At 53.4% G+C, this 14,836-nt stretch carries 17 protein-coding genes; 11 read left to right on the forward strand and 6 right to left on the reverse strand.

Annotated features, from left to right (window positions below; translation table 11 throughout):
* The first annotated feature begins 97 nt into the window (after positions 1-97).
* From exuR to F3J30_RS17085, 10 genes are all read left to right on the forward strand, one after another.
* A complete protein-coding gene (exuR, locus tag F3J30_RS17040; RefSeq protein WP_166718000.1) occupies positions 98-874 on the forward strand; it encodes a transcriptional regulator ExuR in 777 nt (258 codons plus the stop codon).
* Between the two features lie 342 nt (positions 875-1,216).
* Positions 1,217-1,879, forward strand: coding sequence for a DedA family general envelope maintenance protein YqjA (yqjA, locus tag F3J30_RS17045; RefSeq protein ID WP_014071844.1), 663 nt, complete (start codon positions 1,217-1,219; stop codon positions 1,877-1,879).
* 2 nt (positions 1,880-1,881) lie between these two features.
* Entirely contained in the window at positions 1,882-2,265 is a 384-nt protein-coding gene (mzrA, locus tag F3J30_RS17050; protein WP_166718001.1) for an EnvZ/OmpR regulon moderator MzrA, read from the forward strand.
* Between the two features lie 153 nt (positions 2,266-2,418).
* Positions 2,419-2,787: a DUF1090 domain-containing protein gene (locus tag F3J30_RS17055; RefSeq protein ID WP_166718002.1), complete on the forward strand. Its 369-nt coding sequence runs from the start codon at positions 2,419-2,421 to the stop codon at positions 2,785-2,787.
* Between the two features lie 28 nt (positions 2,788-2,815).
* Positions 2,816-3,121: a YqjD family protein gene (locus tag F3J30_RS17060; RefSeq protein WP_014071847.1), complete on the forward strand. Its 306-nt coding sequence runs from the start codon at positions 2,816-2,818 to the stop codon at positions 3,119-3,121.
* A 2-nt stretch (positions 3,122-3,123) separates the two neighbouring features.
* Positions 3,124-3,522, forward strand: a complete 399-nt coding sequence (locus tag F3J30_RS17065; protein ID WP_014071848.1) for a phage holin family protein — start codon at positions 3,124-3,126, stop codon at positions 3,520-3,522.
* On the forward strand, positions 3,519-3,815 hold the full coding sequence (locus F3J30_RS17070; RefSeq protein WP_166718003.1) for a YqjK-like family protein: 297 nt from the start codon (positions 3,519-3,521) through the stop codon (positions 3,813-3,815). Before F3J30_RS17065 ends, F3J30_RS17070 begins: the two co-directional genes overlap by 4 nt.
* A gap of 227 nt (positions 3,816-4,042) precedes the next feature.
* On the forward strand, positions 4,043-4,435 hold the full coding sequence (locus F3J30_RS17075) for a DoxX family protein (protein WP_014071850.1): 393 nt from the start codon (positions 4,043-4,045) through the stop codon (positions 4,433-4,435).
* Positions 4,436-4,505: 70 nt separating this feature from the next.
* Complete coding sequence (locus tag F3J30_RS17080; protein ID WP_014071851.1) at positions 4,506-5,492, forward strand: glutathione S-transferase family protein; 987 nt, start codon at positions 4,506-4,508, stop codon at positions 5,490-5,492.
* A 107-nt stretch (positions 5,493-5,599) separates the two neighbouring features.
* Positions 5,600-5,965 carry a DUF805 domain-containing protein gene (locus tag F3J30_RS17085; RefSeq protein WP_014071852.1) on the forward strand — a complete coding sequence of 122 codons (366 nt, stop codon included), beginning with the start codon at positions 5,600-5,602 and terminating at the stop codon, positions 5,963-5,965.
* 39 nt (positions 5,966-6,004) lie between these two features.
* Here F3J30_RS17085 and F3J30_RS17090 read toward each other — a convergent pair whose 3' ends face one another.
* Positions 6,005-6,907, reverse strand: coding sequence for a LysR family transcriptional regulator (locus tag F3J30_RS17090; RefSeq protein ID WP_014071853.1), 903 nt, complete (start codon positions 6,905-6,907; stop codon positions 6,005-6,007).
* Positions 6,908-7,011: 104 nt separating this feature from the next.
* On the opposite strand from F3J30_RS17090, the gene F3J30_RS17095 reads away from it, so the two are divergent.
* Positions 7,012-7,713 carry a pirin family protein gene (locus F3J30_RS17095; protein ID WP_166718005.1) on the forward strand — a complete coding sequence of 234 codons (702 nt, stop codon included), beginning with the start codon at positions 7,012-7,014 and terminating at the stop codon, positions 7,711-7,713.
* 101 nt (positions 7,714-7,814) lie between these two features.
* Here the strand turns inward: F3J30_RS17095 and F3J30_RS17100 are convergent, their stop codons facing one another.
* The 5 genes from F3J30_RS17100 to tdcD form a co-directional block, all read right to left on the reverse strand.
* Complete coding sequence (locus F3J30_RS17100) at positions 7,815-9,119, reverse strand: serine dehydratase subunit alpha family protein (protein WP_166718006.1); 1,305 nt, start codon at positions 9,117-9,119, stop codon at positions 7,815-7,817.
* 21 nt (positions 9,120-9,140) lie between these two features.
* The gene (locus tag F3J30_RS17105; RefSeq protein WP_166718007.1) at positions 9,141-10,472 is read right to left on the reverse strand and encodes an amino acid permease; all 1,332 of its coding nucleotides are present in this window, start codon (positions 10,470-10,472) and stop codon (positions 9,141-9,143) included.
* Between the two features lie 261 nt (positions 10,473-10,733).
* Complete coding sequence (locus F3J30_RS17110) at positions 10,734-11,144, reverse strand: hypothetical protein (RefSeq protein WP_166718008.1); 411 nt, start codon at positions 11,142-11,144, stop codon at positions 10,734-10,736.
* Positions 11,145-11,296: 152 nt separating this feature from the next.
* On the reverse strand, positions 11,297-13,591 hold the full coding sequence (gene pflB / locus F3J30_RS17115) for a formate C-acetyltransferase (RefSeq protein ID WP_014071858.1): 2,295 nt from the start codon (positions 13,589-13,591) through the stop codon (positions 11,297-11,299).
* Between the two features lie 15 nt (positions 13,592-13,606).
* Complete coding sequence (gene tdcD, locus F3J30_RS17120; protein WP_166718009.1) at positions 13,607-14,815, reverse strand: propionate kinase; 1,209 nt, start codon at positions 14,813-14,815, stop codon at positions 13,607-13,609.
* Between the last annotated feature and the right edge of the window lie 21 nt (positions 14,816-14,836).

Here is a 14,836-nt window from a genome sequence, read left to right on the forward strand (position 1 = left end):
AAGCCGCCGTAGGGCGGCTTTTTTAATGGCGAAATCTGGAGACTGGCTCGCAAAAGTGGTATAACAAATAATCCGTCGTACCCTGCCTGGAGCGCATATGGAAATCACCGAATCACGTCGTTTATATCAGCAACTTGCTGCCGAGCTGAAAGATCGCATCGAGCAAGGTGTCTATCTTGTCGGTGATAAACTCCCCGCTGAGCGCTTTATTGCTGATGAAAAAAGCGTGAGCCGCACGGTGGTGCGTGAAGCCATCATCATGCTGGAAGTCGAAGGCTATGTTGAAGTACGCAAAGGCTCCGGCATTCATGTGATTTCCAACCAGCCAAAACACTCCCCGGTGCCGGACGAAAGTCTGGAGTTCGCCAGCTATGGGCCGTTTGAGCTGCTTCAGGCGCGTCAGCTGATCGAAAGTAACATTGCCGAATTTGCTGCGACGCAGGTGACCAAGCAGGACATCATGAAGCTGATGGAAATCCAGGAGAATGCGCGCAAGGAAAAATGCTTCCGCGATTCCGAATGGGATTTGCAATTCCATGTTCAGGTTGCGCTGGCAACGCAAAACACCGCTCTGGCGGCAATTGTTGAAAAAATGTGGACTCAGCGCGTTCATAACCCGTACTGGAAGAAACTGCACGATCACATCGATTTGCGCACCGTGGATAACTGGTGTGACGACCACGACCAAATTCTTAAAGCGCTGATTCGTAAAGACCCAAACGCGGCAAAACTGGCCATGTGGCAGCACCTGGAAAATACCAAGCAGATGCTGTTTAACGAAACCAGTGATGACTTCGAATTTAACGCCGATCGCTATCTTTTTGCGGATAATCCTGTCGTTCACCTGGATACGGCAGCCAATCTCGCAAAATAGTTTCCCTTTCCGCTGGCAGGCGCTTCGTTGCGCCTTTCGGCGCGGTGGGTAAGCAAAACATATATAGTGTCAGCCTTTGTAAATCCCCTCGCTCACCTTCATGGCTTAAGCCAAAATCATTCCGCCCCATGCAAAATCTGTGACGCAGAACGTTGGGCTTTGTTACAATTGGATTCAATTTGCTTTCTTGTAAGTTAGTGCTTGCCAACTAGCCATTTAACAGGGAACAGTTCTGGCCACCACAATGTGTCCGCGAGCGACCATAATGAAATCATAAAAATGTCGCCGTACTGTTTTTCCCGGATAACAGGCGTGACGTTAACCGATTTCCAGGAACACTGAATGGAACTTTTGACCCAACTACTACATGCCTTATGGGCCCAGGACTTCGAAACGCTGGCCAATCCGTCCATGATTGGGATGCTCTATTTCGTTTTGTTTATGATCCTGTTTCTTGAGAATGGATTGCTTCCTGCCGCCTTCCTGCCTGGCGACAGTCTGTTAGTGTTGGTCGGCGTGCTTTGTGCCAAAGGCGCAATGGCATTCCCCCAGACCATCCTGCTATTAACTATTGCTGCAAGCCTCGGCTGCTGGGTGAGCTATATCCAGGGACGATGGCTGGGTAATACGCGCATCGTGCAAAACTGGCTTTCGCATCTGCCGGCGCATTACCACCAGCGGGCGCACCACCTGTTCCACAAACATGGGCTTTCGGCGTTGCTGATTGGCCGTTTCATCGCTTTTGTACGCACTTTGCTGCCAACCATTGCAGGGCTTTCCGGCCTGAGTAGCGCACGCTTCCAGTTCTTTAACTGGATGAGTGGCCTGCTGTGGGTACTGATCCTGACAACGTTAGGCTATGCACTTGGCAAAACGCCAGTGTTCATGAAGTATGAAGACCAGTTAATGTCCTGCCTGATGCTGTTGCCAGTTGTGCTGCTGGTCTTTGGTCTGGTCGGTTCACTGGTTGTCCTGTGGAAGAAAAAATACGGGGCCAAGGGCTAACAATGGTCATTTCACCGTTATCCCTGCGCCGCTTGTCTTACGCATTGATTGTGCTGGTGTTCTTCAGCGCGATGCTGCTGATATGGACGGCGCTCCAGCACCAGGAATCCACACTGGCAATCCGGCCGGTGAATCAGGGAACCAGCGTGCCAGACGGTTTTTCCATCTGGCACCACCTGGATGCAAACGGGATCCGCTTCAAGAGCATCACGCCACAAGATGATGTTTTACTGATTAAATTTGACTCCAGTGCACAAAGTGCAGCAGCCAAAGTCGTGCTCGACAGAACGTTGCCGCACGGATACATCATTGCTCAGCAGGAAGATAACAGCCAGCCAGCGGCCTGGTTGTCACTTCTGCGCGACACATCGCACCGGTTTGGATAACTTCCAGGATTCTGAATCTTTTCACTTACTTTGGTGATTACCCCGTTTACTTACTATGCTTAAGTACGCGGAGCATCATATCTATGCTCTCCGCATGACTTTGGACATCAGCACACTCCCCGGACGTGCTGCAAACAATGGAAGGTTCCAATAATGAAATACCACATCGCCCTGGCTCTGGCCCTTTTTTCATTAAGCACAGCCTCTTTCGCCACTTCTCTGTGTCAGGAGAAGGAGAAAGACATTCAGCGTGAAATCAGTTATGCCGAAAAGCATAACAATCAGAACCGGATCAATGGCTTGAAAAAAGCGCTTAGCGAAGTGAAAGCTAACTGTTCCGACAAGGAGCTTCGCGCAAGCCACCAGAAGAAAATCACGGAGCAAAAGGAAGAAGTAGCAGAGCGCCGTCACGATCTTCAGGAAGCGAAAGAGAAAGGAGATGCGGATAAAATTGCCAAACGCGAGAAGAAACTGAAAGAAGCGCAAGAAGAACTGAAAGCGCTGGAATCCCGCGATTATTGAGTTAACGGAAGTCTCACAGGAGAAAATCATGTCAAAAGATACTACGTCAGAAAACCTGCGCGCTGAGTTGAAATCCCTGGCGGATACCCTGGAAGAAGTGCTGAACTCCTCTACCGATAAATCAAAGGAAGAGGTCAGCAAGCTGCGCAGCAAAGCTGAGCAAGCATTGAAAGAGAGCCGTACCCGCCTGGGTGAAACCGGTGATGCTCTGGCGAAGCAGACCCGCGAAGCGGCTGCACGCGCTGACGAATACGTTCGCGATAATCCATGGACTGGTGTAGGCATTGGTGCCGCTGTTGGTGTGGTTCTGGGTGTCCTGCTCACGCGTCGTTGATTATGGAAGACAATCGTCATACTGAAGGTCCGGCAAAGAACATCATTGGCATCGGACAGCGGATTTTAACCACCCTCGTCGGTATCGCTGAAACGCGCATTCGTCTGGCCGTGGTTGAACTGGAAGAAGAGAAAGCCAATATCTTCCAGATCCTGCTGATGCTTGGTCTTACCCTTCTCTTTGCCGCATTTGGCCTGATGAGCCTGCTGGTGCTGGTTATCTGGGTTGTCGATCCGCAGTATCGTCTTAACGCCATGATTGCGACCACCGTGGTGTTGCTGCTGGGTGCTGTGATAGGCGGTATCTGGACGCTGCGAAAAGCGCGCAAATCCACGTTGCTGCGCCATACCCGCCAGGAGCTTGCAGCCGACCGCACGCTGCTGGAGGACGACAAACCATGAGCAGCAAAACCGAGCTCAGGCAGCGAAAAGCGTTCCTGTTAAGCCAGATCCAGCAACAACGGCTGGATCTGGCAGCCAGTCGTCGTGACTGGGTGGATGCAACGCGCCCGCTGGATCGTAGCTGGAATACCTTCCTGAACCTGCGTTCATGGGTGCTGGTTGGCAGCAGCGTGATGGCAATCTGGGGTGTCCGCCATCCCAGTAAGCTGATTCGCTGGACGCGTCGCGGCTTTGGTGTCTGGAGCGCATGGCGTCTGGTGAAAGCAACCCTTCGTCAGCAGCAACTGCGCTAGTCTGTGTGGTGCCGGGTGGCGGCTACGCCTTACCCGGCCTACATTTCCCATTTCTCTTTCTTGTCCCTCCTTGCTCAATATCTTTGATAAAGATTGACAGTTTTCCTTGCTAACAATTGTCATTCGTCACGTTTATGATTCTCTCCATCGACAGCAAAGACGCGGTATCTGCCCGAATTTGCACACAAATAAAGATCAGCCGCTCATGTGGTTTCCTGGAGAGTAAAATGAAAAAATTAGAAGATGTTGGTGTACTGGTAGCGCGTATCCTGATGCCAATTCTGTTCATCACCGCAGGTTGGGGCAAAATCACCGGTTATGCGGGTACACAACAGTATATGGAAGCTATGGGCGTGCCGGGGTTCCTGCTGCCACTGACCATTCTGCTTGAGTTCGGCGGCGGCCTGGCAGTACTGTTCGGCTTCCTGACCCGTACCACTGCACTGTTTACTGCGGGCTTCACATTGCTGACAGCATTTATCTTCCACAGCAACTTTGCGGAAGGCGTGAACTCCCTGATGTTCATGAAAAACCTGACTATCGCTGGCGGCTTCCTGCTGTTGGCTGTGACCGGTCCAGGCGCATTCAGCATCGACCGTGTTCTAAATAAGAAGTGGTAAGCACGCTATACTGACTTAAAAAAGCGAGGAGATATCTCCTCGCTTTTGCTATCTGACGGAGGAGGAAAAAATGGGACAACTCGTAGACGGCGTCTGGCAGGATGTCTGGTATGACACTAAATCCACCGGAGGACGTTTCAAACGCTCTGTTTCGGCCTTCCGTAACTGGCTGACCGCAGATGGCGCGCCAGGCCCCAGTGGCGAAGGGGGCTTTGCAGCCGAGAAAGACCGTTATCATCTCTACGTTTCACTCGCCTGCCCGTGGGCACACCGCACGCTGATTGTGCGTAAACTCAAAGGCCTGGAATCATTACTGCCTGTCTCAGTTGTCAATCCGCTGATGCTGGAAAACGGCTGGACATTCGACAGCGATTTCCCTGCCGCGACAGGTGACGACCTTTACCATCACGATTTCCTGTACCAACTGTATCTGCGTGCAGATCCGCACTATACCGGCCGCGTCACCGTACCGGTGCTCTGGGACAAGAAAAACCAGACGATTGTCAGCAATGAGTCGGCCGAAATCATCCGTATGTTCAACACCGCGTTTGATGCGCACGGCGCCCGCGCCGGTGATTACTACCCGGTTGAGCTGCGCGATAAAATTGATGAACTGAACAGCTGGATCTACGACAACGTGAACAACGGTGTCTACAAAGCCGGTTTTGCCACAAGCCAGGAAGCCTATGACGAAGCGGTCGCTAACGTCTTCACATCGCTGGAGCGTCTGGAGCAGATCCTCGGTCAGCATCGCTACCTGACGGGCGATCGCCTGACGGAAGCAGACATCCGTCTGTGGACCACGCTGGTGCGTTTTGATCCGGTCTACGTCACTCACTTTAAGTGCGATAAACATCGTATCAGCGACTATCTGAACCTGTACGGGTTCCTGCGTGATATCTACCAGATGCCAGGCATCGCTGAAACGGTCGATTTTGGCCATATCCGCACCCACTACTACCGCAGCCACAAGACCATTAACCCGACAGGCATTATCTCGATTGGCCCGTGGCAGGATCTGGATGAGCCGCACGGGCGCGACGTTCGATTTGGATAAATATTAAGGGCATCAATAGATGCCCTTTTTTAATTCATAATATCAATCTATCCTTACCTCGATCGCCAGGAAAACAAGTGATTGACCGATTATTGAGGCAAGGAAAAATGGACTGGTATTTAAAAGTACTGCGCAACTACATTGGATTTGGTGGCCGTGCCCGCCGCAAAGAGTACTGGATGTTCGTTCTGGTGAACTTCATCCTGATCATGGTGCTGGGCATTGTCGATAAAATTCTCGGCTGGGAACGGGCTGGTGGTGAAGGCGTTCTCACGACAATTTATGGTCTGCTGGTTTTGCTGCCATCCTGGGCCGTGCTGTTTCGTCGGCTGCATGACACCGACCGTTCGGCATGGTGGCTACTGCTGCTGTTGATCCCGATAATCGGCTGGCTGGTGATTCTGATCTTTAACTGTCAGAGCGGCACACCGGGTGAAAACCGCTTTGGTGCCGACCCTAAACTCAACGCCTGATTCGTTGCCCGGTAGCTTACGATTACCGGGCGTACGAACCTATTTATTGTAGTGGGCAAACAGCTTCGGTATTTCTCGCAAACACCACGACTTCGCTTCCCCCATACTGTCACGACGCCACGCCATAATAATATCGACCTCACTGGTGTATTCCGGGCTCACCACGCGCAGCCGTCCTTCGGCGATATCTTTTTCGACGAAGGGATAAGGCATGGTCGCCATCCCGAGGCCGGCCAGCAGTGCCTGGCGCTTATCTTCCAGCGATGTCACCGTCAGACGCGGCTGTTTATCCAGCAGCTGTACCGTTAATACCGGGCGTTCACGCGCGGTATCCGCTACCGCCACACCGCGATATTTCACACGCGTCACTTCAGACAGTGGCTCGGGCTCCTGATGGATCGGGTGGTCGGGTGCGGCCACATACACATTCATCACGCTGTAGAGCTTACGGGAGTTGATTTCAGACGACGAACGGAAGTGCATATCTGGTGCAATCACGATATCCGCCCTGCCCGTTTCCAGACGCTCCCACGCCCCTGCCAGCACTTCGGTAATGATCGACAGCTGGGTGTTGGCTTTATCCGCCAGGCGGTCCACCAGCGGGAACAGCGCCTCAGTTGGCACTAACGCTTCCGTGACCAGCGTCAGATGCGTTTCCCAGCCGCGCGCCAGCGCTTCGGCGTCGGTGGTTAGTTTATCGGCCGCTTCCAGCAGCACGCGCCCACGCTCCAGCAGCATCCGCCCAACGTTGGTGAATTTTGTTCTATGACCGGAACGATCGAATAACACCACGTCCAGCTCTTCTTCAAGCTTCTGCATGGTGTAGCTCAGCGCAGACGGAACGCGCCCCAGTTCATCTGCCGCAGCGGCAAAGCTGCCACGCCTGTCAATCGCGTCCATGACGCGAAGCGCCTCAAGCGTCAATGCTCTCTCTTTTGCCATCTCGTTCTCATTCAGGAAATTTGAACATACCAGGCAGAATATCTGGCTAACAATGAAGCGTCCATACCTTTACCATTGTTTTAGTGTAAAGAGAGGTCAAGTTTATGATTACGACAAGAACAGCTAAACAGTGCGGACAAGCTGATTTCGGTTGGCTACAGGCCCGCTACACCTTTTCCTTTGGACACTACTTTGACCCAAAACTCCTCGGTTACGCATCACTGCGCGTATTGAATCAGGAAGTGCTCGCCCCAGGCGCGTCCTTCCAGCCGCGCACGTATCCGAAAGTCGATATCCTGAACCTGATCCTGGAAGGCGAGGCAGAATACCGCGACAGCGAGGGCAATCATGTCCAGGCGAAGGCTGGCGAAGCGTTGCTGATTTCAACGCAGCCGGGCATTAGTTACAGCGAGCATAACCTCAGCAAAGACAAGACGCTGACCCGAATGCAGCTGTGGCTGGATGCCTGCCCAGAGCGGGAAAATTCGCTGGTACAGAAGATAGATTTGAAGGGCGAAAAACAGCAGTTGCTTGCATCGCCTGATGGCAGCAACGGCAGCCTGCAACTGCGCCAGCAAGTGTGGCTGCACCATATCGAACTGAAAAAAGGTGAGCAGGCAAGTTTCCAGCTTCACGGCCCGCGCGCCTATTTGCAGTCGATTCATGGCACGGTACATGCGGTGACGCACACGGAAGAAAAAGAAGCGCTCACCTGCGGTGACGGAGCGTTTATTCGTGATGAAGCGAATATTACGCTGGTTGCCGATACGCCGCTGCGTGCGCTGTTGATTGATTTGCCGGTGTAAAAATCCCCCTCACCCCAACCCCTCTCCCCAAAGGGGCGAGGGGCTCGATTGGTTCCCTCTCCCCTTTGGGGAGAGGGCTAGGGTGAGGGGTGAGAGGCAATTCACGACACCTTACTCGCCATTATCTCAATGATCTGCCGGTCTGTTGCCTGCATCGAGCGGCACGCCAGTGAGCACAGATTAGCGATAGACTGCTCAACATCGTGCGCGACAATCCCTTCATTGCCCGTTACAGCTGAATCATCCAGCGCCATCATGACCGCCTTCCAGGCACTTCCCACGCTGGTTGATACCTTCATCGCGCAACTGTTAGACGCTCCGTCGCAGATAATCCCGCTGACATCGCCGATCATGCTGCCGATAGCCATTGCGATCGTCTGGTAATTTCCGCCCATTAGCCACGCCATTCCTGCCGCCGCGCCCATGGCCGCCGTTGTTGCAGCGCACAGCGCCGACAAGCGAGGAAGCTGGTAATGGATATAGATGGCCGCCAGATGCGACAACATCAATGCCCGGGCAAGACGTTCATCATCTGCCTGAACATACTCAGCCACCACTACAACCGGCATCGTTGCGGTGATCCCCTGATTGCCCGAACCGGAGTTGCTCATGGCCGGCAGCGTTGCGCCACCCATTCTGGCATCAGAGGCTGCACTGGTGCGGATTACAATGTCTGAACCTATATCCTGCGCCATCCATCCACGCGCGCGCTGTTTATGCAGCGTGGCGCCGATGTGCAGCCCCCACTTTCCGCTTAATCCTTCGCGAGAAAGCGCATCGTTCAGACGTGCCGCTTCCATGATAAAGCGGATCGCATCGAACGGTACCTGCTCCACAAATTCGACGATCTGCGACAGCGTAGTGTGTGAGAACACCACTAGTGGATCACCGCCCATCTCACCGGGCTGCTCGTTAAGGACAAAGCGCGTTTCACCCTGACAAACGATCTCCACGACGCGGGTATGCCCACCGGCAATGGTGACCATTGCCGATGTGTTGCCAGCATGAACGCAGGCACGGGAATAAAGGATCTCATCGCAAGGTTCTTGCAGCTTCACCTGTACCCGTCCGGCTTGCAGCAGTGCTTTTGCCTTTGCCAACGCGTCGCCTGAGGCATCTTTCAACACCTCCAGCCCGGCCTGCGCGTTACCGCCAATGGCACCCAGTGCTGCGGCAATGGGTAGCCCGACCATACCTGTTCCCGGTACCGTAACGCCAAGCCCGTTTTTCATCAGGTTTGGCGACACCCACGCATCTATCTGCGTGACCTCACCGGGAAGTTGTTCCGCGGCAATGGCACAAGCCAGCGCCAGTGAGACAGGCTCTGTACACCCCAGCGCAGGTTTAACTTCTTCCTGCACGGCTCGAATAAAATGGTTCCATAAAGGATTGATTTGCTCAGACATCGTTACGACCTTTATTGCTCCTCAGGAGAACGCGAGGAAAGGAGAAACACAAAGCAGCAGCCCGGTGATGATAATAATCACCAGCGATGCGCCTTTATATTTATGCAGCGCGGGGACTTTGTAGACCAGCCACGCCGGGATCAGGCAGCCAACCATTCCAAAGATAGGGCTACAAATAGAAGTGAAGCTCAGGACCGGTGCGTTTAAGACAATGGCGCTCCAGGCAAGCAGGATGGCGAACAGCATGATCCCACGCTGAACGGTACGTTCATTGATATTCTCTGCCGGCATTCTGCGGCGCAGAATATTCATCACAATGCCCTGCGTGGCTTCGCGAAAACCGAGATAGACACCGAAGAAGGCGGTCATCACGGCGAAAATATTCAGGATCACGCTGACGATTTTGACCCAGCCCGCACCGTCGCCGCTAATAAACTGCGCGGCGATCGCCAGAGCCGAAATATTTTGCTCATAGGCTTTTACCGCTTCATCGTGGCCCATCGCCAGCGTGAAGGAGACGGCATAGAAGAAGACCGTCACAAACAGCACGCCGAAAGCAATGTTCATCGCCCGCAATGCTTTGTGTCGCGCCACTTCAACTGATTTTTCCCGTGAACGATAAGAGATAACCATCGGGCTTAAGGTCTGGATAAACAGAATCGAGGTTAAGGTGAAAGGCAGCGTAATAATGGCGTTTTTAATTAATAGCCCCATCGGTGGCAACATGCCCACATTAGCTAAATGCCAGAGACCAATCATCGACAAGCCCAGTGCTGCAACCACAAACAGCTTGGTGAGCACCATCAGGCTGGAAACTTTAAACAGCAGTTTTTCACCGCGTGATGAAATCGCCACCAGAATACAAATCAAAAATAAACCGTAGAACGGGTTTTCGGAAAGCAAACCGTCGGTGATGCCGAAGGTGTGCAGATACGAGGCGCTGTCGTTAGTGATGGCGGTGGAATAGACAAACATCCAGATCACCAGCATCACAAAATAAAGTGCCCCTAATAAAACCCCCCAGTTTTTCCCCAGATAACCGCTGATGACGCTCGGGTAATCTTTGCACTCCGGCGATTCCGCCAGCGTATTAATAAACAGGCGCTGGAATAAATACATGGCTGGATAGCCAATAATTGACGAGAGCAAAAATACCCACAGCCCCATCAATCCCACCTGTACCGGGAGAAAAACAATCCCCGCGCCGATAGCCATCCCGATACTCATAATGACCCAGCCCGTGTCGGAGCTGTCGAATTTAATGGCCTCGCGCCATTCACTTTCACTCATTCCTGCCCGTCTTGCCGCGGGAGAATCGTTCACAATCACACTGCTATTTGTTGCCGTATCCATAAGGCACTCGCTTATTTTGTAGGGTAAACAGTTGTTTTTATAAGGTTCTGCCCACCAGCGATAATGAGCCAGATTGTTGCAGGTGCTTGTTATTAGAGTGAAAAGATCATACCTGGAGAGAGGGAGAAAAAAGTCACAAGTTTTATAGGGATTTTCTGTTACGGGAGGAAAATTTACTTCTTTGTGAGATGAAAGGACGTATTTTTTCTAAAAGTGATGACGATCAAGAAATAAAAACCCGCGCCACGCGCGGGTCCGAAATCATTCAGCCAGCGCATTCGCCATATCGGTTCGAATCTGCTTACGCTGTTCCGCCGTCAGTACCTGGCTTACGTCGAAGTAGTATTTCACCCGGTAGTAGCGAGTCTGCTCTTCAACTTTGCTGAAGGCAGCAAGCTGGTTTCTCACCGTGCTTTCATCCCATTTTCCTGCCTGGAACATGTCGATCAGCGCACCGTCTTTCACGCCGGTCATTGGGATTTTAGCGACGTTTTGCTCCAGCTTCTGGTGGAGATCTTCGATCTTCTTCACCTGCTCGTTACTGAGTTTCAGATGCTGTACCAGCGGATCCTGCGATGGGGATGGAGCGGCTTCAACATTGGCAGCCTGGGCCGCAAAACTGCACACGGTCAGTGATGCAGCAACCAAAGCAATACGGGTCATTTTCATCATCTTACTTTCCTTAAAAACTGTTTACGTGGAAAACAGGTGCATTGTTTTTCAAGAGCGGATGAATATGTGTGAATAATTATATAAACAATTTTGTATGTTCAGCGGGCAAAAAAATGCCCCCTGAAGAAAGGGGGCATGGAGGCTGGATTACGTCAGATCGCCTGCGTAAACGTCCTTGAAATCACATCCTGCTGCTGCTCACGCGTCAGGGCATTAAAACGCACTGCATAGCCTGAAACGCGGATCGTGAGGTTCGGATAATTCTCTGGATGTTCGATAGCATCCATCAGCATTTCCCGGTTCATGACGTTCACGTTCAGGTGCTGCCCGCCTTCGATGGCGGCTTCGTGGTGGAAGTATCCGTCCAGCAGCCCTACCAGGTTGGTTTTGCGCACCATCTCATCTTTACCCAGTGCCTGCGGCACAATCGAGAAGGTATAAGAGATGCCATCTTTCGCGTAGGTGAACGGCAGCTTCGCCACTGAGGTCAATGATGCCACTGCACCTTTCCGGTCGCGGCCGTGCATCGGGTTTGCGCCCGGGGCGAACGGCGTGCCGCCGCGGCGTCCGTCCGGTGTGTTACCGGTCTTCTGGCCGTAAACCACGTTAGAGGTAATGGTCAGAATAGACTGGGTCGGCACCGCGTTGCGGTAGGTTGGCAACGCCTGAATTTTCTTCATAAAACGTTCAACCAGGTCGCAGGCAATGCTGTCCACACGGTCATCATTGTTGCCGTACTGCGGGTAATCGCCTTCTATTACGAAATCGACCGCCAGGCCGGTGTGGTCACGCACCGGTTTCACCGTGGCGTATTTAATGGCCGACAAGGAATCTGCCGCGACCGACAGCCCCGCAATCCCGCACGCCATCGTGCGATGTACATCCCGGTCATGCAGCGCCATCAGCGAGGCTTCATAGCTGTACTTGTCATGCATGTAGTGAATAAGATTCAGCGCGCTGATGTACTGCACCGCCAGCCAGTCCATAAAGTGATCAAGGCTCGCCATCACGGTGTCGTATTCCAGCACGTCATCCAACAGCGGCTCGGTTTTCGGCCCAACCTGGATTTTCAGCTTCTCATCCACCCCGCCGTTGATTGCGTACAGCAGCGTTTTGGCAAGGTTGGCGCGCGCACCAAAGAACTGCATCTGCTTGCCGATCACCATCGGGCTAACGCAGCAGGCAATGGCGTAGTCATCGCTGTTGAAGTCGGCACGCATCAGATCGTCGTTCTCATACTGAAGTGATGAGGTAACAATCGACACCTGCGCGGCATATTTTTTGAAAGCAATCGGGAGTTGTTCAGACCAGAGAATGGTCAGGTTTGGCTCTGGCGCAGGCCCCATGGTGTGCAGCGTGTGCAGATAGCGGAAGCTGTTTTTGGTTACCAGAGTGCGGCCATCCAGCCCCATACCGCCGATCACTTCTGTGGCCCAGATAGGATCGCCTGAGAAGAGAGTGTCGAATTCCGGGGTGCGCAGGAAGCGTACCATACGGATCTTCATGATGAAGTGATCAATCAACTCCTGCGCCTGCACCTCATTTATCCGCCCGGCATGCATATCACGTTCAATATAGATATCGAGGAAGCTGGCCGTACGCCCGAGCGACATCGCCCCGCCGTTCTGCGATTTCACTGCCGCCAGGTAGGCAAAATAGACCCACTGCACTGCTTCCTGCGCATTCATCGCCGGACGAGAAATATCAAAGCCATAGTTCGACGCCATCTGCTGAATTTGCAGCAATGCGCGCTTATGTTCAGCCAGCTCTTCGCGCAGACGGATCGTGGCTTCCAGATCTTCGCCACGCTCCAGTTTTGGCTGAAGATCCGCAAACTGGAGTTCACGTTCGCGCACCAGATAGCTAATGCCGTACAGTGCCACACGGCGATAGTCACCAATGATGCGCCCGCGTCCGTAACCGTCCGGCAGGCCCGTCAGCACGCCCGATTTGCGACAACGCATCATCTCCGGTGAGTAAACATCAAACACGCCCTGGTTATGGGTTTTACGCAGGTCGGTAAACAGGTATTCAAACTGCGGATCCATCTCGCGACCGTAGGCCTCGAAGGAACTGCGGATCATGTTGATCCCGCCATACGGATGCAGTGCGCGCTTGAGCGGTTTATCGGTTTGCAGGCCGACGATCGTCTCCAGATCTTCGTCGATGTAGCCCGGCCCGTGGGCGGTAATAGTGGTGGCAATATTGGTATCAAAATCCACCGGGGCGTGGGTGGTATTCTCCTGACGAATACCGACCATCACCTTCTGCCACAGCGCCGTCGTTGCAGGCGTCGCCTGCGCGAGGAAAGCTTCATCGCCTTCATAAGGGGTGTAGTTATGCTGAATAAAATCGCGCACGTTAACGGCGTCTTTCCATTCTTCACCGCGAAACCCGGCCCATGCATCACTGTAGGGTGCAACGCTCGTATCGATTGTTACTTTCATGACATTCTCGCTTTATCAGGCGTAAGCCGCAGCCGGAGTCACCTTTCCAAGACGGAGGGCGTCCAGCGCGATCATTTTTTCTTCATTAGTTGGGATCACCGCGCAGGCCACGCGGGATAAATCTGTAGAAATCACGCGCTCACCCGCACTGCCCGGCAGCGCGTTTTTGGCTTCATCCAGGATGATGCCGAAGACCTTCAGGTGCTCAGCCACCAGGGCACGAATGAGGGTTGAGTTCTCGCCAATGCCTCCGGTAAAGACCACGCCATCCAGACGATGCAGCGACGCGGCGTGGCCAGCGATATGCCGCGCGATGCGATGAACAAAGGTGTTTATCGCCAGCTGTGCGCGCTGATGTCCGTTATGCCAGGCCTTTTCCAGGGTGCGTAAATCGGACGACAACCCGGAGATCCCCAGCAGGCCAGATTCCTTATTCACAACGCGCTCCAGATCCTCGAAGGATTGCCCCGTTTGCTGGCCAATCCACGCCATCGCGCCAAAATCGACATCACCGCAGCGCGTGCCCATCACCAGCCCTTCCAGCGGCGTCATCCCCATGGAGGTATCCACGCTTTCGCCGTTACACACCGCGCAGATGGAGGCGCCATTGCCGAGATGAGCGATGACCAGGCCGCTGTCATTTTCTGATAACGCCAGCAACTGATGCGCCTGCCCGGAAACATAGCGGTGGGAGGTGCCATGGAAACCGTAGCGACGCACGCCCAGCTCTTCGAAATAGTGATAAGGCAAACCGTACAGATACGCCTGCGGCGGCAGGGTCTGGTGGAAGCTGGTATCAAACACAGCCACCTGCTGCACGCCCGGGAATAACTGCTGTGCGGCTTCCACGCCGCTTAAGTTGGCGTAGTTATGCAGGGGCGCGAGTGGGGAAACCTGGCGGATCTGCTCAATAACCTGTTCGGTGATAAGGGTCGACTCGCTGAAGAGTTCGCCACCGTGAGCAATGCGGTGGCCAATTAAGGCCACGCTGCTCATCAGGTCGCGTTTTTCCAGCTCGAGGGCGATGGCAGCCAGCGCCCCTTCGTAGTCATGGTGAGCCAGTCTGGCTGGCTCCCCCCCATTCACGGAAATAAAGGCTTTTTCAGTATTGATACCATCTGCAATGCCCGTCACCAGGGCATCGCAGCTGTTGGCGTCCAGTACTGAAAACTTAACAGAGGACGATCCGCAGTTAATAACCAGTACAACCGGAAATTCAATCATGGTGTGGCTCCGCTCATCCTG

The organism is Enterobacter sp. Tr-810 (genome assembly GCF_011752765.1).
GTDB classification, from domain to species: Bacteria; Pseudomonadota; Gammaproteobacteria; order Enterobacterales; family Enterobacteriaceae; genus Enterobacter; species Enterobacter soli.